Here is a 20122-nt window from a genome sequence, read left to right as displayed (position 1 = left end):
TGGCTATGGTTATTAATACAAATCAATATTATAATCGAAGGGAGAGTCGAAGTCGGCAAGGATGGCATGGCGCATATCCTTTTCCGAGAGGATTGCCTTGGCGGGGTCGATACGCCAGTCAATGCCGAGGGAACTGTCGGTGATGGCGATACCGCCGTCGGCCTGCGGGGCGTAATAGTTGTCGCACTTATACTGGAACACGGCGACATCCGATAGCACTGCAAATCCGTGGGCGAAACCGCGCGGCACGAAGAACTGGCGGTGGTTTTCCTCGGTCAGTTCGACAGCCACATGCTGTCCGTAGGTCGGTGAACCTTTGCGTATGTCGACAGCAACGTCGAGCACGGCACCGCGCACGCAACGCACGAGTTTGGACTGTGTGAAGGGCGGACGCTGGAAATGGAGTCCGCGCATCACTCCGTAGGTCGAGCAGGATTCATTGTCCTGCACAAAGTCCACTGGGCGGACTTTCTCGTCAAATTCTTTTTTCGAATAGCTCTCGAAGAAATATCCCCGGGAGTCGGTGAAAATGCGCGGCTCAATGATTACCACGCCTTCTATAGCGGTTTTGATTACTTCCATGAGTGGATTGCGGTTGGGTTGGGGAGGAGATACATAAGAACAAAAGGGCAAAAGGAACAGAAGTTTTTGATTATCATCAGTAATCCCGGACTTGTTTTTTATCCTTGAATTTCCGGCAGATTCCCATTGGAGTCGTCCCGAAATTCAGAATCAGACCATCGTGGATTCCGGTTGCCCTCAGATAGTTCACAAGTTGATATTCATGAGCCGGAATGATAGTGTCGCAGACTTTTAATTCGACAATTACGCGACGGTCCACAATCAGATCTGCGCGGTATTTACCGACGTTTACACCTTTATAGACCACATTGAGCGCCACTTCCTTTTCGGTCATGATGCCCTTAAGCTTAAGCTCATGAATCAAGGCATTTTGATATACCGTTTCAAGAAATCCTGTCCCGAGGCCGCGCTTGACCTCAAAAGCACAATCAATGATTAACTTTATTAAATCTTCAGTTCCCATGACCAATTGTTTTTACAAAGATATGAAAACTTATTGAGTTAGCCACATTGATGTGAGGGTTTCAACAGTCAAAAAAAATCTTATGTCACTTTTGGTCTTTTGTCCTTTTGTATCCCAAAAAACGATTAATCAAGATTCGGGTTATCGGTGCGGTCCATTTCTTCAACAACTTTCATGAGATACTGACCGTATTGATTTTTTAGCATTGGTTTTGCGATTTCAATCATGCGTTCGCGGGAAATCCAGCCCTGACGATAGGCAATCCCTTCGAGGCAAGCGATTTTCAGCCCCTGACGTTTTTCAAGGACCTCCACATAGATTGAAGCCTCGGCGAGAGAATCGTGTGTACCGGTATCGAGCCATGCAAAACCGCGCGGGAGCGTCTGCACCTTCAGTTCGCCATCCTTCAGAAACTCCTGATTGACAGTGGTGATTTCAAGCTCGCCACGCGCCGAAGGCTTGATACGAGCCGCCACGTCGACAACCTTGTTGGGATAGAAATAGAGGCCCACGACAGCATAGTTCGACTTCGGATGCTCAGGCTTCTCCTCAATCGACAGACAGTTGCCCTCCTTGTCAAACTCAGCCACACCGTAGCGCTCGGGATCATCCACCCAGTAGCCGAAAACAGTGGCCTTCCCATCCTTCTCGGCTGCCTCTACAGAATTCTTCAATACGGCTGAAAAACCGGCTCCGTGGAAGATATTGTCGCCGAGGACAAGACAGGCCGCGTCATCGCCGATAAATTCCTTGCCGATAATAAAGGCCTGCGCCAGACCGTCGGGCGAAGGCTGCTCGGCGTATGTGAACTTCACTCCATAGTCCGCACCATCGCCGAGGAGACGACGGAAACCGGGGAGATCGTTAGGGGTCGAGATGATGAGAATGTCGCGAATCCCGGCCAACATGAGGGTCGAGATCGGATAATACACCATCGGTTTGTCAAAAATTGGCAACATTTGTTTGCTTACCCCCTTGGTTATAGGATAGAGACGTGTGCCGGACCCACCGGCAAGGACGATTCCTTTCATATTGATTTTATTGTTGTTTTGCTACTTTAGTTTTAAATGTATCCCAAGTGAACAGAATCGGGAATTCGATAAGGACATTGTAGAGGCGTTTGAAGAGGCCTTTTTCTTTGTATAGCCGGTAGAAAGCACGGAGGTTATAGCGATTTATCCAGTCGGGATAGTAATTGATGCCATTGGCTGTCTGGTGCAAAAAGCCTCCGCATGTGAAGACTATCCCTTGGAATCCGGCCTCTTTCAGGTCAAGGGCAAACTGTTCCTGCAAGGGAGAACCCATTCCGACGATTACAAAGTCAGGATTTTCGGCCACAATTTTCTTTATTTCTTGCGTCCTATCTTCGGGCAGGAGGAAATATCCATTGCGATACCCCGCTATATTCATTTTCGGATAGCTCGCTTTTATAATGGCAACTGATTGTTCGAGCGCTTCTTGCTTGGCTCCGACAAAATAAATAGTCTCTTGACTGTCATTCAGTCGTTTAAACAAATCAACAGCCATTCCCGACATGTCGAAGCTCAAGCGGGGAATTCTATAGCCCCAAAGCAATTGAATAAACTTACACATCAATATTCCGTCAACGTATATGCCATCTAATTTCCCATAGATGTCTCTGTGTCTGCGGGCGATATGATAAGAAAAAGGATTGATACAGGTGTATATTTTCCTTTTTTTAGAAAATGTTATATCGGGATAATCTGCGGCAGAATGAGTGATGGTTTCAACTAAATTTCGATTATTCATTGTTTAGTTCTTGGACTTCTATCGATATTATTTTTCGGTTCCAGTTGGTAATATTTTACCCAATCAACTTCCATTTCAACGGGAAGGTCCTTATCTTCAATCTTAATGTTTTCATTTTCCAGGAATTGCATATTAAGCATGAGATACCAATCGCGGAAAAAGGGGAATTCACCCTTACTTGTAAGATCTTTTATCTTAGGGTACGTCAATGTTTTTATTCCATTTATAAAAAAAGAAACATAATTTTCTGTTATTTCAACGCCATATATGTTGAATTTGTTTATATCCACAGAAGTTTTTGCAAAATGTTGAGGATAAGATCCGTCAACTGTTTTTGTATATTTAGAATGTAGGGTCTGATATACGAATTTATCACAATTCGCATGTTCCATGATGTCGATCTCCCCATCTTCTGGCCAACCGTTTTCTACTTTAAATGGCATTAGCCAGATGGCGGGCCAGGATCCTTTGCCACAATTTAATTTAGCGCATACTTCAATTTTCCCGGGAGCAAAAGCTTTTCTAAAACGAGTATATATCCCTCCTGTCAAGTAGGGTACAGAATCCAGTTTCCTGTTTGGATTCTTTATTCCTTTTAGGATAAGACATCCATCTCTAAATTCATAACAATTTGGATTTCTGGATATGTATCTTCGGGAACCATCATTCCTCCTTTCCATTATTCCCCATACTGACGGATCAAGTTCTGGGGAGTTGAAGTCTTCAACCCAGACTAATGAATAGTCATAAATTGTTGGCTTTTCAGATGATTCTGCTGTGCTATTTGGAAAACTATCAATTGAAACTAATGCCAGAAGAAAGCATGTGATCATTAATGAATATACTAATTTCATTTTGCCATATTTGATAAACAAGTGTGATAGTAGCTCTTTAAATTAGCTGAAATGGAATATATGTCATATCCATTATTCCTAATTTTGAAAATCGCATACTTGGAGATTTCAGATGCCGAGATGGAATCTCTATTGTAAGATTGTAAGACATCTACAATCCGTTTCATCCATGTATCAATAGGAGCATCAAGAGATAGATATGAAATGTTGCCTGTCATGTCAACCTGTGTTGTTATTGCATCTGATACGATTGCGTGAAGGCCGTTGGCTTGTTCTTCAACGAGTGTGAGGGGAAGTCCTTCAAAGAGCGATGGCATGACGATGAGATCCATTGCCGACATGTAATCTTGAGGATTGTTGACACTCCCGATAAAGAAAACTTTATCTGAAATATTTAATTCTTTTGCCAAGCGCTTGGATTTTTCTAAAAGTGGACCATTTCCCAATAATAGTAATCGAGCAGATGGCATTTCTGATAAAATCTGGCAAAATAGAGTAAGCAGAAAAACGTGGTTTTTTGCTTCAACAAAGTTGGCGATATTTCCTATAATGTGAAATTTTTCGAGTCCCAATTTTTTTCGCGTCAGATTGCGTATTGTTGGGTCGAAATGGTATTTTTCAGTATCGATCCCATTGTTCAGCACTGTAAAATCCCTGTCTTTAAACAGCCATTTACCGGCTTCAATACCACAGGCCATCCGCCCGTTGCAAAGGGTATAGAATAATGGGCGGAAAATCCTATCAATCAGTTTTGCCGAGCACGATGTGTTATGGCTATGAGCTATGCGCAATTTACAACCGGCTAATTTCCCTGCCAACATCTCAAGTGTCAGTGTAGCGCTGTTGCCATGGGCATGGATAATGTCATAGTTTTTGGCAACCTTAGCTAATTGTTTGACATATCTAACCGGATTGGAAATTTTTCGTTCGATGACAAATAGATCTGCGCCAACTTTGTCCAACCGTTTTTTGAATGAATCGTCGGGTTGATTGATTGCGACATAGCCGATTTTATCGTCTTTCTCAATTGGAAACGATTCAAGATAGTTGAAGATGACACCGGTTATTCCGTTACGCTCGGTAGGAACCGTGTTGATGAAGAGTATCCGCATTTGGTGCTTTTATTTATAGCGTATTATTTTAGCAGGATTTCCTGCAACAATGCAATTGTCAGGTATATCTTTTGTTACCACACTTCCGGCTCCGATAGTCACATTGTTACCTATTTTTACCGGATTCATGATTGTTGTTCCTACTCCAATATAGCAGTTATTGCCAATTGTGGCTTCGGAAACATCGGACTCAGGTGTTTTCTTCCCTATCAAGACCATGGGGAGAATTGTGCAATTGTCTCCGATAGCCTTAATTGAACCAACACGCCTATAACCGTGATGCACAAGATGTAGCCCTTTACCAACAGTATTCGGTAATATGTAAAGCTGATGTTTAAGGTTCATTCTTCGCCATTTCAGATAGTGCCATGCACGCATTAACTTATCCCAAGGCCGCTGTTTCTTATTTGTATAATATTCGAGGTAGCGGAGATTTTTCACATAGGCGAACATTGTCCCATTTTCACTGAATGTGAATTTTGCTAAAATTGGATATTTGAATCCGAAAGCTTCGAAATCCGCCTGGAGGTATTCTTGGAGGTCGTGCTTGGTCTTTATCATTTTGAAGAATGTTTGAATACTTCTGAATAAATGTTTAAAAGGTTGTCCTTCAACTTATCGAGACTATATTTTTCATTATAGAGATTGCGGGAGAACTGTTCGACATCCGTGGATTTTTCGGCGTAGTATCTCTTAAGCTTCTCAGCAAGTGCTTGATGGTCACCGGCCGGGAAAAGATAGGGATAATCTGCTCCTAAGACCTCCTTGAAGAATGGTAGGTCAGATGCAATTATTGGTGTCCCGAAAAATGAGGCGACGGAAAGGACTCCTGATTGCGTAGCCGAGATGTATGGATAGACTACACACGATGCATTACGATACATCTCCGCTATCTCTCGATCATCAATATAGCGGTTGATGAATATGATATTTTCATTTTGTTTTTCAAGAACGAACTCTCCTTTACCGGCAATAACCAGTTTGATTGACGCAGGTAGTTGAGATGAATTGAAGGCTCGGACTAATGTGTCGAGACCTTTGTAGGCTTCAATCCGACCAAAAAACAATATGTAATCCTTTATTCCTGCGAGTTCCGGAACAGGGAGTGTTCCCTCCGCAATTTCTTCCGTAATCAAGCTTGGGAAAGGAGTGTAGAAACTCTTGTGGGTTGGATAGAGCTTTTGCTGCTCTTCTAATTGGGAAAGACTGTTGGTATACAAATATTTTGAGCGTTCGATGGCTTTGAAGATGCGTTTGTAAAGCACATCCTGTCGCCATTTACGGTAAAAGGCTTTTTTTGCTTCGTGAGGGTGGAGATCGTGTATAGTATATATGAGATTGTAGTGTGAGGCAAGATAGCTGGTCAGGTCGACATCAGGGAGAGATGTCAATGCATGGACTACTTCAATTCCATCAGCCTTGCAGACTTGTTTTATCTTATCTGCGTATTCTAAGTTTCCATTAATGGTAAGTTGATACAATGTCTTGATTTTCGATGGAGTCGTCTCGCTGACGATCGTACACATTGGCCGCAAATCGCTGTGGATATTCCGAGAAAAGTATTTGTCCTCTCTTTCCACAAGAAAGAATCGCACATCGTCAGTTGGAGAAAATGAATTGACGATCGACGCTATATATGGACCCATTCCGGCGTATGAAGTGGTTGCGAGGAGAAGAGTACGGGGATAGTCTGATATGGGCATAAATTCAAACTTTGTCTTTAATGAGTCAGGCTTCAAGTAATTTTTTGAGAGTATCAGCTGATTTTTTCCTTTCTTCATCCAGTCTCGAATTGACACGGTTGTAATCAATTTCTACAGTCGGGATTGACTCCGCGTTTGAGACATATCTGTCTGAAAGATTTAGTAGTGACAGAATACTTTGGACACGGGTGCTAAAGCGTTCGGGTGCAACCGTGACGAACTGACGGTTGAAATTGATGGCGAAGGCTGTTCCATGAAATGAACTTACCACCGCATAGTCAGCATTGTGGAACAAAGCGAGAAACGTATCGGTATCAGCCATGGAAAACACCTTGTCGACTTTAAGACGGGAATTGAATTTCAAATAAGGAGATACGACATAAATTTTCAATCCACGCTCATTTGCTATTTTTCTTGCAATATTCAGCACTTCCCGATCTTTATTCACTTCGACAGAATAGACAAGCAGATATGGTTCTTCTTTCCGGAATCGACATTTAGTCACATTTTTCCATTCTTTGGAATCAAGCATAAGAGTAGGATCAAGAACCTGGGTGGCATCAGGAATATCGAGCTGTCGCAGGGCATCAATTCCGAAACTTTCGCGCACGGATATAAATGAGTATTCTGCAAGAAGTTTTTTTATGGATTCCTGTTCTTGCGCCGGAAAGGATTCAATTCCAACACTGGCTGCATACGAACACTTTTTACCTGCGATTCCACCCCAGAAATAGACTTCGTCAATGCCGTGATTGTGGGTCGTATTCCAGACCTGGTCACTTCCTGTGAGATAAAGATCGTAGCCTCCTATTTTCTTCTTGAATGCAATCCAGTCTGTGAATGGTGCTGTCAAGTGGACTCGTGTGCTTAGGAAACGTTTCAGATTGCGTTTCATGATTGCGTCCAGCCCGATCATAACCGGAACCTTCAGCAGGGAGACAATTCCGTGTTTTCGCGCATTGCTGAACATGACTTTTGCAGTCAGGTGAGGTCGTATATAATTCAGGATGTCTACCTGATGCCCTTTTTTTCTAAGGAGATAGGCTGTAGCAAAGGCTTGCAGGTATGTTCCGTAATTTATATTGTCGATGATGGTTGAAAGTAGTATTCTCATTTATTGACTGACTTAAATTTACGTTAATGATTTTATCCGATTTATCAGCGCATTTGTCAGTGGATTGCGCTTAAGGAGATAGACCATGTGACGTTTTAAGTCCTGACGGGTATACGCATCCATAGTCTTTCCCGGATTCTTTTCAAAATCAGTAAAAAAATAGTCTCGTTCGGGTGGACGTGTTGTTGGGCCTGTCAATGTCCGGTTGATGACACTGATGTCTTTTATATCTGCATCATACAGATCCATGCTATTCACTATCTCTTGAAGCAGTTTCTGTCCTTTTGGCGTATTGACCAATATCGCAGAAACTCCGTTACGTTTGTTCGGAACAGGGATATATTTTTCAACGCCCCAGAAATCAGCCAATGTGATGTCGCCCGATCTTCGGCTTTGGGCATACGGACATTTATAGCAGGATTCACGATAATTAACTGCATCTATGAAGGCATTGAAATAGGCATCCATTGATTTGTCGTAGCCGATATACCTAATTCGGTTGCCTGATTTTATACTGCAGCTGCTGCTGCAACTCCAGCCCCATACTTTCTTGTCACGAAATTTATAGTCAACGACTTGCCCTTTGTAGCGATTTTCAAGGGATTTAAGTGTGAAATTAAAAACATTCTGGGGAGGGGTGCCGTGACACAATATGTCGGACGTAAAGAGATTGTCGTAATCTTTCCGTAAATAAAGTTTCAGGGCCGCTACTTGACATCCTGTGCCTGTGTAATAGACCTTTCGGCCAGTTCGCAGATGTGTCCTTATTTCTTTGAATATTCCATCATTAAGTGATTGGAGATACTTGCTTCCCTGCAGCAGATGCAGTTTGTCTTTATCTTCAATGGCTGTGTGGATTAGCTGCATGTTCTTATCAAAGGCTGAACCATAGACAATCCCTCCGTCAGAGAGCAAATGTCGTGCGATTATCGAAAAGACACCTCCGCTGGAGCTTCTCATCAGTTCAGGGATGTCTCTATTGACCGCAGCGTATGCCTTACCATCTTCTTCTGCAAGGATTCTATCCGGATGAAGCATGGGGCAAACTTTTTCACATGCTCCGCACTCAACACATTTGTTTGGAGTGAGGATAGGCATTATGAATCCATTATGGTCATAGGTCAGCGACAACGCATCGTGAGGACAGGTTTCCACACATGCATTGCAACCACAGCAAGCATCTGGAGATGGTGTCAGGCCATTAAAAAACATGGTGTAGCTTTTTTAAAAAGTAAATTATGTTGTATTTTACCATCAGATTGAATTTGTCGGTCTTAGACACTGAGTATTTTTTCAGCGGAGCAATCCCTATCGTTCTGTCAGACTGTACAGCCATTTGTGTTATGCGTGACAATAGACCTTTTGTGTTGATTTTTCTTATCTTTGGATCGTCACCAAACAAATTTTCGCCCCAGAGTAAGAACTCAATCAGAGCATCAGCTTTCCTTTTCAAAATGGTGGGAGTTTGTGTGGTGGATATATTTATGCCACTGCTTCTCCAGTTTACGGCACCATCGGTAAGGGAAAGAATGCCCTTGTCCTTTGCCATGTTTACCCATGTGGCGAGATCGCTTCCCCAGGCCAGATCAAATTTGACAAATTTACCGGATGTCTCATAAATTTTACGTGAAAATATGTATTCCACTACAAAACATTCCAATGAGCCGTTAAGTTTTCCAATATATAAATCTTTTGCAGAAATTTCCTGCGGAAATTTTACCTTCCTCAGATGTCGACTCTCAGCATCAATAACATTTACGTTAATACGAAATACATCGTGGGACGGATTTTTTTCAATATAGGAATTGATGTTTCTTACACAATCTTCAGACATTGTGTCATCATCGCTGAAGAGCCAGATAAATGATTCATCTTCTGATAGACCAATACACCGCTCCCACTGCGCTACAAGATCGCGTCCACCGAGATTGGACTCAAAACGATGGTAGGTCAATGGAATCCGGTCGTTGAATTCATCGACAATTGATTTCAGATCGTAGGGACTACAATCATCACCAATATAAAGATGGAAATTCTTATCCGTCTGATTTGCAATTGATTCAAGGGTTTCCCTTAGGTAAGTTGGTTTATACGCAGGGATTATAATGGCCAATGAGTGCATTATTGTAATTAAGTTTGTATTTTTTCTTGATGGTTGATTTATAGAGACAATATTGATAGTAAAAAAGGACGAACCATATCATGTGGGACGGTGATTCAAAATAACTTATTGTTGCGGAACAAATCAGAATATGAATTGCAACGAACCTTTCAGACCAAGGCATGTATCGTGTAAAAATACATTTTAACAAATAGTAAACGAAGACGCATATTGGTAATAATCCAAATTGACTCCAGAAGCCAATAAAGCCAACATCGCTATAGTGGATGTGCCGAGCTTGTAAGTTTGCGACATAAGAAGATGTTTGAAAGCTAATATTTCCTGTGCCAAAGAGTATTTCGCTGAGGGATAGGCGATTGAAGTCGAGGAAATAGTTCATTGCCTTTACTCGAGGGTCATAGGTGCTGCCAAGTTGCGTTGATGTTTCTTCCAATAGAGAAAGAATTATTTCAGAGACAGAATAAATCAGAATAAATGATGTTCCCAATATGATGACAGCTTTAATAAAATATGGTCTAATCCTACATTTCAAAATTGTAATGGCTACTACAATAAGAGCGGGGAATAAAGTGCTTCGGTTCTGAATTAATACAAGTATAATAAAGAGTAGAATAGCTTTGAGGGCAATCCTTGAATCGTATTTTTTCCATAAACTTACGCAATAAAAATATAAAGGAAGTAATATTATTTCATAGCATACATATAACGGCATATTTAGAAGCCTTGATCCTCCCTCTGTATTGTAATTGACTTCTTGTAAAGAAGATATGTAGAATTGAAAAGGTAGTAAAGTTCTTAATAAACAGACAATTAAAAAAGTAACGCCAAAAGAAAAAATGGATTTGTTTAATTCATCGATCGTGGGTCTGATTGATAACAATGTTGGTATCGAAAGAAATAGCCAAAGATTTCTATAAGATATGAATGATTGTAAATAGGTCTGCCCAAACAGTTCGTTAGCCATAAAAACAGACGGAATTATTCCAATAAATAGCCAAAGTAAAATACTTTCGTTAGATTTGGTATTAAGTTTGGGTATGCTTGGATTTCGCTTGTATTTAAGATATCCAAATAATAACCAGAATAATTGGAACATTAATAAAGGAAATCCTCGTCCGATTGATGTCAAATAGCCAAACGGAACTATAGAGAAAAAATTAGAGATTGCCAGATAATATATGTAAAGATAAGTCGTTCTTTTCATTGTCAGTAATTTGGTTTTAATATCGGAATGTCCTATCTGTTTATTTTAGACCTTAAAGATATGAGTTTTTTTACTATCCCCTGAGGATACAAAACGAGGTTGACAGCAAGGAAGTATAAAAGAGATACAATTGTCCCGATTGTCAGAATTAGGATGTAATTTAACTCAAGTTCGTTTGAGTAATAAAGAATGAGGGCAAGCGGAAGATAGATGGCAATGGTTTTTAATAGCTTTTTTATGGGAAAACGGGTGCCAATTTTTTTTGTGACTGCAATTTGCGATAGGACAAGGATGAGACATTCAGCACCAATCCATACAATGGCGGAACCTATTGCGCCCATGGATGTCACGAGAATGACATTGAGAGCTACGCCAAAAACAGCTCCACAGATTGAATTTCTAAATATGGTCTTATCCTGTTGGAGAGGCATAAGAGTTTGAATCACGAGTATTTGTTCATATCCTATTATAAACATTAGGGGAATTATTATCCTCATTGGGGTTGTCGCACCCTCATAGCCGGGACCCGACAGAAGGAGGACAAGGCGATTGGCGAATATCAGCACGAAGACAATGACAGGAATGGAAAATGTGATTAAACCGTCAACACTTTGAGAAAATTTGTGTTTGAACTCGGTCAGGTTTCCGTTGGCTATCAGGTTGGACATGCGTGGAAGCATCACACTCGTAAAAGCAGTGTAGAGTGAAAGAAGTATAGTGTAAAGCTTCGTTGCGGTTGTGTAATATCCCACTTCCGTGTCACCTCTCGCGAAGCCAAGGTAAGTGATGTTGAATGTCGTATACATTGAGGTGAGAAGGGTATAAAGCCCGAGTGTTATGAATGGCCCGAGGAATGGACGCAGGGAGAGTCCGGAAAATGAAAAACTGACAAATTTGCGTGAATAGATTATATTTATAATAGCATTAAGGACAATAATAAGCGCAGTGGATGAGTAGTAAAAAAAGACATCATCTTTTGTCCTTACAAAAATGAATATTGCTAAGACGTATATGCATCTTACGACAATGGAACGAACTGTTATGAATTTAAAATTCTCAATTCCTTTGTAGAACCATTCAATAAGAAACAGGTTGAATAGGAGCTTGATTGCTCCAACCATTAGCAATTGCCAATTGGCATGAAGTTGTGGCACAATGACTGTTACTGCGATCAATACTATAATGGAAAGAACGGTAGTGATTGTATTGAGCAGCAGGAGTGATGAAAACACTTTCGACATCCGTGGACGGTCATCGTGATGTGCGGCAATTTCTCTTATGCCCATGATGGAAATACCCATCATTGAGAAGAGTGTAAAATAGTTTATTATGCTGTCAATAAAATTGCACAGGCCGATGTTGTTTACCCCAAGGACGCGTGAAACGTAGGGATAGACAATTAAGGGAAATATATAGTTGGCTGAAGTGAGAAGGCTGCTGTAAAGAAAGTTTTTCTTTAGAGATCCCATGAGAGATGGTTATTGGTGATGAATCTTTGTCTTTTTTTTGAGAAGTGGAGTTTAATCAGGGGGCTCAACTAAAAGACGTGGAATAATATTCGTATTCTAAGAGGATATTTTTTTGTAAAGTAGAGAGTTTCTTTCCGTTTGCTTCCGTCAAGATTTTTTCGTAGTTTTCGTCAAACAGTGCTTTGTCTTCGGATGTGACAGCCGTTAGGAGAGCGACAAGTGCGCTTGTCCAAGGGTTGGTCATTGTATGACATACTTTTCTGAAACGTGAACGTGCAGCAGATTCTCCTTCCGCATTTCCAAGCAGATGGTTTGCATATACCAACAGAGCTGAAAGTTTTGCATCAATCTTGGGATTGTCAAGGCGCGTAAGTTCGTAACGTCGAGTAAATACCGATAGGGTTGCGGTAAGTTGTGTCGTGAGGATAATATCTTTGCTGAAAAGTCTGAGAGCCTTGAGTAAGTGCGGGATTATAGCGTCAATCTGGTCGTAAGCACGACGGGAATTTTGTCCGAATTCAAGAATGCGGACGTAGCGGGCCTTGATGTCGTAGGCAATGGTAGCGAATTTTTGTGATACGTTCAGTATGATATTCCCTGTTTTCGAGCCCTTTCGTGGAATGTAGGTGCCGATTAGACCGGCAAAATCGCCATCAATGACTTCAATAAGATCTCCCTCAACTGGATTAATTTCGTCTAATGTATAACAAGGTAGACTGTGTCCGTAAGCGCGTGCGATGATTTTGAATGATTTCATTTCGTGGTCGCTGATGGTAAGATAGGAGTGAGCGGACGCCGCACGGTCAATTATAAACGAGAAGCCTTTGGAGAGGCTACAGAGTTGTTTGACATCGTTTAACGTTCCGTGGACAAAAATGTAGTGAAACGTGAGGGATATGTTTTTCCGCTGCATTTTTCCATTAATTTCCACCATTTTTACAAAAGTCGGGGCGAAGAGGTCAATTGGAGTTTCGCGATCATGATTGAATTTGTCAATGATTGACTGTGCGGTGGAGATATGAGCGGATGACAGGGGTACGAAATTAAGCACAAACCATTGTGGTGCTGTTGGATCCATGAGTCAATGTTGCAGCAATAATCCTATGTCAAGGGTGTTTTTTATATGGTCTGAAAATGACAATCTGCTAATAGTTAATGTGTTACAAGATTGTAATATTCAAACCTCCGAAAACTTGACATGGTATTATTGACAAGATAATTAAAAATATATTAAAACGTGTGCAAAGTTAGTGAATTTTCATAAAATCTATAAGTTTCAAGCTTTTTATTTCTCCATACATAGTGGTGGGGAAATTTGCACATATAGATTAATCCACAAGTGTTGCTTACAATAGAAACAGCCCATTGGTCCGAAAAGTTCATTGGTATTCTATTTTTCATTCATTTTAGGTCAGCGAATTCATATTTTATGGTATATGTAATGCTGCTAAGATTGGTGTAATTGACTGGAATTTAAAATGAAAGGTTGTGTCACGCCTCGCATGTGTCACAACCTTTCATGTCGGTATTTGCACCTACCATCTCTATCGGATTCTTCCTGTATGGGCCGTAATGTAAATAATCCGGATTATCGGACAAGACATGCGGATGATTCTTACGGTCAGGACCACATTATGTTCGGTTTTTGTGTGTTCTAAGGTCCGATAAAAAATAGAAAGCTCCTGGATAGTGATTAACTGCAATCCCCGACTATTGTTTGGTATTAGGGTTAGTTGTTATTGTTGTAGATGGGGGTATTGTTAATGCCATAAAAAGATATGAAAATGTAGTTTATAAAGAATGAATGGAAGTCCTCTCTTAATAAGAGATGTTTACTTCGCTGCAAAGATACAAAAATTTATTAATAATCAGCACTATAATCTAATTTTTAGTGAGACATTTTTCTCAAATGAATACACGATTCCTGATGTCATTCCTTGCCAACTGCAACCTAACAATTTGATTATAAGCCCCATAAACATAAATGTAAATCTCTTATTAAGAGATATAGATAGATTAGGCGACTGATTGGATTATGCTATAGTGACGAATTAGACTACTGATAGTAAATCTTTATTTGATTGTGTATCAATGAAGTACCGACTGTATTAGACTAATACAGTCGGTACTTCATTGATACACATTGATAATTTGGGGCAGTCTGTTTTTTCGTGGAATTGTTAAAATTCCTTTCAGTATCGTTTTTTCGGCGAAATGCTTCGATATCAGGATATTTATACATGTCCCTCTACCCCGCTCTCCTGCGGCTGCTGAAGTCGCTGTCCTGGAGTTTGGCGTAGGCGCGGAGATATTTGCGAAGTCCCGACACCATTTCCTGAGTCTCCTGAAGCATGTTGAGATAGACATAGACCACTGTCATCGAAGCCGGGTCCCCTTCACGGAGCTGCGTGAAAAGCCGGTGATAGGTCTCCGACACCGTATCCTTGATTTCATCGCAATTACGTCGCAGCGTCGGCACAGTCTCAGGCACCCGAGCGCCCATCATCTCAAATATGTCGTTGAAAAGGACGATAATCCGGTTTCGGATACCATCGAATTCAGCGATGTATTTCGACGGCAGAGGATGGAAATTATTATCGACATGTTCATAGCATATCTCGTTTATTCGGGTCAGGTTATAGAGGATAGCCATGCAGCATGTGTTACTCAGATGAAACCATGCGCTCTTTTCGATAGCCGTCTCGTGGCTCACTTGCCGCAGACAGAGTGTCTCCTTGCGGCGTGCGTTTTTCAGGACGCTCTTCTGCCTCAGCAAAGATGACTCAGTCTTTCCGAGCTGACGCGCGTTCTCGTTGATGAAAGCAGAGGTGATTGTGCAATAGCTCTCCTCCGCAAAACGGAGAAACTTCTGTTGCTGTTCAGTGACATAGATACGGAGCAGTTCCCAGGTCTTCGCCTTGTCCTCGGTCGCAAGGATGGTCTGGAAAAGAGCATCCCCATTGTCCTCCTCTTTTTTGTTGCGGAATCGGCGGTTGCTGCGCACGATGAGGAAAAGTGTGAGCGCAGCCAGTGCAATCATCACCCAGTGACCGCCTACGTGCATAAGGAAGACTATGACACCCGCCCCGATGAAGGCGGCACCTGCGGTCAGAAACCATCCGCCGATTACGGAGATTACCCCTGTGATTCTGAACACCGCACTCTCGCGACCCCATGCGCGGTCGGCAAGCGAGGTTCCCATCGCCACCATAAACGTCACAAAAGTTGTTGAGAGCGGAAGCTTCAGCGACGTTCCGAGGGCAATCAGCGCTCCGGCAAGCACAAGATTCACCGAACCGCGCACGAGGTCGAAGGCCGCACCTTGTTCCATGATTGTCTCGTCCGTGTTGAAGCGTCGGCAGAACCAGATGCGCACCCGTCTGGGAGTATTGCGTCTCACCCAATAGAGTATCGAGAGGGTCCATCTCACCAATCGCCGGGCTATTCTCGACGAGCCGAACATCTCTTCGCCACCCTGCTGCGCGCTCAGCCCGATTGACGTTTTGGACACATTTCGTGCCTTCTTGGAGGTGGCAAGCGCCACGACCATTATCACTCCTGCCCCGATAAGGAAATAGACCGGAGTACCGGCAGGGCCATTGAGAGAATCCATCAGGAAAGCCTGCGGATCGCCAGACCCATTTGCCATGTAGTCCTGATAGGAGGCCAGTCCGCTGAGCGGCACACCGATAAAGTTGACAAGGTCATTTCCCGCAAAAGCCATCGCGAGGGCAAACGTACCCATCAGCACAATCACTTTCAAGACATTCACTTTCAGAAGATGGAGCAGTTGCATCACGACCGTGAAGAAGGCGAAACAACCTGCGATAATGAGCCATGTGTGGCCTGCCACCCAGCCTTTCACCTCCGGTGTCATGAATGTAAGGTCCTTGGCACCCTTGATGAGAAGAAAGTAGACGATGGCAGTAGCGCAGATACCCCCGAAAATACCGATTTTCCATTTCAGTTTGCTGCGGTAGTTGAACGAGAAAATCATTCGCGACAGAAACTGCACAATCGTGCCAAACACGAAAGCTATAGCCACCGAAAGGAAGATACCGAGGATGACTGAAAGCGCTTTTTCGGTATTGAGCAGATCGTTAAGCCCCATGTCAAGCCCCCCGGCCATCTTGATAAGCGCCACCACGAAGGTTGCACCAAGCAATTCAAACACCATCGAGACGGTCGTCGACGTCGGCATACCGAGTGAGTTGAACAAATCGAGGAGTATTATATCAGTGACCATCACGGCCATGAATATACACATCAGATCGTAAAACGAGAAGTGCTCCGGCCGGAAAATCCCGTGTCGGGCAATATCCATCATGCCGTTGCTCATAGCGGCTCCGATGAAGACACCGATAGATGCGACGATAATGATCCGCTTGAACGATGCCGCTTTCGAGCCGATTGCCGAGGTGAGGAAGTTGACAGCGTCATTGCTCACTCCTACTGAGAGGTCAAAGACGGCCAGAAGGAAGAGAAAGATGACGATGCATAAGAATAGAATTTCCATTTTATTTATATATCCTGTGCTTGTGTTTATGTTCGAATTGATGTGTTTTGTCCGAATTGATTCGTGTGTTTAATCATTGCAAATTTCGACAGATTCTGTTTCAAAAATATATCATAATGATTAAGCTATTGTGAAATGGCATCCTTGTCGGCCAATCCCGTTTATTGGCTCAGAGTAGTGCGAATGACCACATTAGTCCGCCATTCATCACCCATCGGCAAAACCACTTGTTAAGTTTTTATTAAACATATCGGACGAGATGGATGTAATATCATTATATTGTGTATCTTTACCGCACTAATTGACCAAAAACTTCAATCAAGATGAAAACTGCTGAACGCATACTGGTGGTAGAGGACGAGGAGACCATCTGCGAGGCTCTACGGTTCAATCTCGAAGCCGAGGGCTATGTCGTCGACACTGCCCATAGCGCAGAGGAAGCCCTCAGTCTTGACCTCACACGCTACAATCTCTTCCTTCTCGACATAATGATGGGAGAGATTTCCGGGACGCAGCTTGCGCGAATCATCAAATCGAATCCAGTGACAGCCTCGACCCCCATAATCTTCTGCACAGCCAAGGATTCGGAAGAAGACATGATAGCCGGACTCGATCTCGGAGCCGACGACTACATAATGAAACCCTATTCCTTGCGTGGGCTTTCAGCCCGTGTGCGCGCCGTCCTGCGGAGAGCTTCGGGACGCGAATCCTCTGTCAGTCCTGACTCAGGCAAAATCAGCTATGAGGGCTTGACGGTCGTCCCCGCGAAAAAGCAATGCATCGTCGATGGTCAGGAAGTGAAAATGCCGCGCAAGGAGTTTGAAATCCTTCTCAAACTTATTTCCAACCGTGGACGTATATTCTCCCGCGAGGAACTCCTGAGGGAGATATGGCCCGATGAAGTTGTGGTGCTGGACAGGGTTGTGGATGTCAACATCACCCGCATCCGCCAGAAAATCGGACAGTATGGAAAGAATATTGTGACACGTTCAGGCTACGGTTATGGCTTCATGGAGTAAACTCTCATACCCCCGCCGTCTTTTCCTCTGGCTGCTTGGCTATTCATTGCTTCTGGTGGGATGTTTCGTCGGTTTCCAGTACCACAGGGAGAAAGAATTCAAGGCGGGAGAACTCAACGCCCAGTTGCAGCTTCTCAACCGTCATATCCTTGACGATATAGCCGATGGCGAAGATGTGGCAGGCGTCTCGTTGTCTCAACCTCATCCATTCGAGGAACTGCGCGTGAGCATCATTGATAGTGACGGACGGGTGGTCTACGACAACAGCCATGATTCAATCCCCTACGCCAATCATCTCTCGCGTGAGGAGATTGCGACCGCCCTACGGCGTGGCAGCGGATACACCGTCCGCCGTCATAGCGAAAGCACCGGCAACACCTATTTCTACTCCGCAACACTCGGTGAGGATGGCTACATTGTCCGTACAGCCGTCCCATATTCACTTTCGCTCAGCGAACTTCTGAAAGCCGACTTCGGCTTCCTTTGGATGATGGGAGGAGTGACATTGGTCATGTGTGTCCTCGGCTATTTCGCCACCCGCCGACTCGGCCTTACCATCCTTCGACTTAACCGCTTCGCGGAGAGAGCTGAAAGAGGAGAGCGCATCTACGACAATGCCCCCTTTCCGAAAGATGAACTGGGAGCCATCTCCAACCATATCGTAAGGCTCTATGCCAATCTCCAGACAGCCATCGCCGACCGCGACCGCGAGCATAAGGCTGCTCTCCATGAACAGCGCGAGAAGGAACGCATCAAAAAACGCCTCACCAACAACATCAACCACGAACTCAAGACCCCCGTCGCCTCGATTCAAGTCTGTGTCGAGACTCTGCTGTCACACCCGAACCTCAGCGAAGAGAAGCGAGATGAGTTCCTCCACCGCTGTCTGGCCAACACGGAAAGATTGAAAAGTCTCCTGCGGGATGTATCTCTCATAACACGGATGGACGATGCTCCGGCCTCAATCTCCAAGGAAAACCTCGATCTGACCGACATCATCGGTGAAGTTGTTGAGGACTCGGATCCGGTGGCTGCGAGACGCGGTATTTCCATTGTCAACAATGTCATGCATCCCATCCCGATAACCGGCAATCAATCACTGCTCGAATCTGTGTTCCGGAATCTTATCGACAATGCCATCGCCTACAGCGGAGGAAATGAAATCACCATCAACCCTGCCCCATCCTGCAAAGATGGTAAGATTGTCATCACCTTTGCCGACAATGGCTGTGGAGTTGCTTCAGAACACCTGCCTCATCTATTCGAACGCTTCTACCGTGTCGACAAGGGACGTTCGAGAGTGGCCGGAGGAACAGGACTTGGCCTCTCGATTGTGAAAAATGCCATCCTCCTCCACGGCGGCACCGTCACCGTCCGCAACCTCCCTTCCGGCGGCCTCGAATTCACCATCACCCTCCCGTGTGGAGGTTGAGAGGTATGGTGATGATTTTGCAGGATGACATTTCGCAAGATTGCATTTTGCAGAATCACATTTTGCAGAATCACATTTCGCAGAATCACATTTCGCAGGATCGCATTTTGCCGGATTACATTTTGCCGGATTACATTTCTCGGTTGAGGAATATTCTACGGTTGAGCGGGTGGATTCCACACCTTGTTTCTGAGTCGAATCTGCGTTGGAATCGGCACTGCCAATCATTGCAACTTTCTCCGACCGCATTGCATACTCCTGCTTTTGCACTTCGTCAGACTGCACCCTCAATTCCACAACAATGCCTTCCTCAATCTTGCATTTCCCCTCGTTTTTGCGCGCTCCTTCTGCCTTCTGCACTTCTTCTGTCATCTGCACTCCTTCAGCTTTTCGCGCTTTTCCGGCTTTTTGTGCTTCTTTTAGGGCGCGACGTTCGGCTGCGCGGGCTTTGGCCTTGGCAGAACGTTCGATGGCGAGGTCAAGGTCGAAGCGCAGGCAGGTGAATACTATCAGCATACATTCGTAGGCATAGTGATTTCCGAGTCGTTCCCCTTTGAGAAGATAGCGGTCGATGTGTGGCATCAGATACTTCATCCACTCAGCCCCATAGCCCAATTCATCCATGATTTTCTCACCACGGACACGCACTTTTTCATAATACGCTTTGGATATGGGGAACTCCCACGCTTTCTTTGTCGAGCGTGGCGCTTTTGCGACTACATTTACCGGATTCTGTGTATTTTCTGTTATCATGGCTGGAGA

At 43.7% G+C, this 20122-nt stretch carries 16 protein-coding genes; 2 read left to right on the top strand and 14 right to left on the bottom strand.

Features of this window, described 5'->3' with window-relative positions:
- Positions 1-12: 12 nt before the first annotated feature.
- The 14 genes from rfbC to QZ310_RS02495 form a co-directional block, all read right to left on the bottom strand.
- Positions 13-582, bottom strand: a complete 570-nt coding sequence (gene rfbC / locus QZ310_RS02560) for a dTDP-4-dehydrorhamnose 3,5-epimerase (protein WP_297070055.1) — start codon at positions 580-582, stop codon at positions 13-15.
- A 76-nt stretch (positions 583-658) separates the two neighbouring features.
- The gene (locus tag QZ310_RS02555) at positions 659-1045 is read right to left on the bottom strand and encodes a GxxExxY protein (RefSeq protein ID WP_297070054.1); all 387 of its coding nucleotides are present in this window, start codon (positions 1043-1045) and stop codon (positions 659-661) included.
- Between the two features lie 125 nt (positions 1046-1170).
- Positions 1171-2076, bottom strand: a complete 906-nt coding sequence (rfbA, locus tag QZ310_RS02550; protein ID WP_297070052.1) for a glucose-1-phosphate thymidylyltransferase RfbA — start codon at positions 2074-2076, stop codon at positions 1171-1173.
- Positions 2077-2083: 7 nt separating this feature from the next.
- Complete coding sequence (locus tag QZ310_RS02545) at positions 2084-2815, bottom strand: WecB/TagA/CpsF family glycosyltransferase (protein WP_297070050.1); 732 nt, start codon at positions 2813-2815, stop codon at positions 2084-2086.
- The gene (locus tag QZ310_RS02540; RefSeq protein ID WP_297070048.1) at positions 2812-3669 is read right to left on the bottom strand and encodes a glycoside hydrolase family 16 protein; all 858 of its coding nucleotides are present in this window, start codon (positions 3667-3669) and stop codon (positions 2812-2814) included. Before QZ310_RS02540 ends, QZ310_RS02545 begins: the two co-directional genes overlap by 4 nt.
- A complete protein-coding gene (locus QZ310_RS02535) occupies positions 3666-4781 on the bottom strand; it encodes a glycosyltransferase (RefSeq protein WP_297070046.1) in 1116 nt (371 codons plus the stop codon). The genes QZ310_RS02540 and QZ310_RS02535 overlap by 4 nt, the downstream gene beginning before the upstream one ends.
- Positions 4782-4790: 9 nt before the next feature.
- Positions 4791-5342, bottom strand: a complete 552-nt coding sequence (locus tag QZ310_RS02530) for a serine acetyltransferase (RefSeq protein ID WP_297070044.1) — start codon at positions 5340-5342, stop codon at positions 4791-4793.
- A complete protein-coding gene (locus tag QZ310_RS02525) occupies positions 5339-6562 on the bottom strand; it encodes a glycosyltransferase (protein WP_297070042.1) in 1224 nt (407 codons plus the stop codon). Before QZ310_RS02525 ends, QZ310_RS02530 begins: the two co-directional genes overlap by 4 nt.
- Positions 6510-7598 (bottom strand): polysaccharide pyruvyl transferase family protein, encoded by a 1089-nt coding sequence (locus QZ310_RS02520; RefSeq protein ID WP_297070041.1) that lies wholly within the window; start codon positions 7596-7598, stop codon positions 6510-6512. Before QZ310_RS02520 ends, QZ310_RS02525 begins: the two co-directional genes overlap by 53 nt.
- Positions 7599-7616: 18 nt before the next feature.
- Entirely contained in the window at positions 7617-8810 is a 1194-nt protein-coding gene (locus tag QZ310_RS02515; RefSeq protein ID WP_297070039.1) for a Coenzyme F420 hydrogenase/dehydrogenase, beta subunit C-terminal domain, read from the bottom strand.
- Positions 8800-9720 (bottom strand): glycosyltransferase family A protein, encoded by a 921-nt coding sequence (locus QZ310_RS02510; RefSeq protein WP_297070036.1) that lies wholly within the window; start codon positions 9718-9720, stop codon positions 8800-8802. Before QZ310_RS02510 ends, QZ310_RS02515 begins: the two co-directional genes overlap by 11 nt.
- Positions 9721-10956: 1236 nt before the next feature.
- Complete coding sequence (locus QZ310_RS02505; protein ID WP_297070034.1) at positions 10957-12393, bottom strand: flippase; 1437 nt, start codon at positions 12391-12393, stop codon at positions 10957-10959.
- 64 nt (positions 12394-12457) lie between these two features.
- Positions 12458-13471, bottom strand: a complete 1014-nt coding sequence (locus tag QZ310_RS02500; RefSeq protein ID WP_297070032.1) for a hypothetical protein — start codon at positions 13469-13471, stop codon at positions 12458-12460.
- A 1170-nt stretch (positions 13472-14641) separates the two neighbouring features.
- Positions 14642-16909, bottom strand: coding sequence for an inorganic phosphate transporter (locus QZ310_RS02495; RefSeq protein ID WP_297070030.1), 2268 nt, complete (start codon positions 16907-16909; stop codon positions 14642-14644).
- Positions 16910-17232: 323 nt separating this feature from the next.
- Between QZ310_RS02495 and QZ310_RS02490 the strand changes: the two genes are divergently transcribed.
- Both QZ310_RS02490 and QZ310_RS02485 read left to right on the top strand, forming a co-directional pair.
- Positions 17233-17928 (top strand): response regulator transcription factor, encoded by a 696-nt coding sequence (locus tag QZ310_RS02490; RefSeq protein WP_297070028.1) that lies wholly within the window; start codon positions 17233-17235, stop codon positions 17926-17928.
- Positions 17912-19360, top strand: coding sequence for an ATP-binding protein (locus tag QZ310_RS02485; RefSeq protein WP_297070026.1), 1449 nt, complete (start codon positions 17912-17914; stop codon positions 19358-19360). Before QZ310_RS02490 ends, QZ310_RS02485 begins: the two co-directional genes overlap by 17 nt.
- Positions 19361-20122 lie beyond the last annotated feature (762 nt).

The organism is uncultured Duncaniella sp. (genome assembly GCF_910577345.1).
Taxonomy (GTDB): Bacteria; Bacteroidota; Bacteroidia; order Bacteroidales; family Muribaculaceae; genus Duncaniella.
The sequence above is the reverse complement of the archived record's forward strand: the minus strand, read 5'-3'. Positions and strand labels throughout refer to the sequence as shown.

Coding starts and splice junctions, on each gene's coding strand:
- rfbC (WP_297070055.1), bottom strand. CDS start 582: ATGGAAGTAATCAAAACCGCTATAGAAGGCGTGGTAATCATTGAGCCG.
- QZ310_RS02555 (WP_297070054.1), bottom strand. CDS start 1,045: ATGGGAACTGAAGATTTAATAAAGTTAATCATTGATTGTGCTTTTGAG.
- rfbA (WP_297070052.1), bottom strand. CDS start 2,076: ATGAAAGGAATCGTCCTTGCCGGTGGGTCCGGCACACGTCTCTATCCT.
- QZ310_RS02545 (WP_297070050.1), bottom strand. CDS start 2,815: ATGAATAATCGAAATTTAGTTGAAACCATCACTCATTCTGCCGCAGAT.
- QZ310_RS02540 (WP_297070048.1), bottom strand. CDS start 3,669: ATGAAATTAGTATATTCATTAATGATCACATGCTTTCTTCTGGCATTA.
- QZ310_RS02535 (WP_297070046.1), bottom strand. CDS start 4,781: ATGCGGATACTCTTCATCAACACGGTTCCTACCGAGCGTAACGGAATA.
- QZ310_RS02530 (WP_297070044.1), bottom strand. CDS start 5,342: ATGATAAAGACCAAGCACGACCTCCAAGAATACCTCCAGGCGGATTTC.
- QZ310_RS02525 (WP_297070042.1), bottom strand. CDS start 6,562: ATGAAGAAAGGAAAAAATCAGCTGATACTCTCAAAAAATTACTTGAAG.
- QZ310_RS02520 (WP_297070041.1), bottom strand. CDS start 7,598: ATGAGAATACTACTTTCAACCATCATCGACAATATAAATTACGGAACA.
- QZ310_RS02515 (WP_297070039.1), bottom strand. CDS start 8,810: ATGTTTTTTAATGGCCTGACACCATCTCCAGATGCTTGCTGTGGTTGC.
- QZ310_RS02510 (WP_297070036.1), bottom strand. CDS start 9,720: ATGCACTCATTGGCCATTATAATCCCTGCGTATAAACCAACTTACCTA.
- QZ310_RS02505 (WP_297070034.1), bottom strand. CDS start 12,393: ATGGGATCTCTAAAGAAAAACTTTCTTTACAGCAGCCTTCTCACTTCA.
- QZ310_RS02500 (WP_297070032.1), bottom strand. CDS start 13,471: ATGGATCCAACAGCACCACAATGGTTTGTGCTTAATTTCGTACCCCTG.
- QZ310_RS02495 (WP_297070030.1), bottom strand. CDS start 16,909: ATGGAAATTCTATTCTTATGCATCGTCATCTTTCTCTTCCTTCTGGCC.
- QZ310_RS02490 (WP_297070028.1), top strand. CDS start 17,233: ATGAAAACTGCTGAACGCATACTGGTGGTAGAGGACGAGGAGACCATC.
- QZ310_RS02485 (WP_297070026.1), top strand. CDS start 17,912: ATGGCTTCATGGAGTAAACTCTCATACCCCCGCCGTCTTTTCCTCTGG.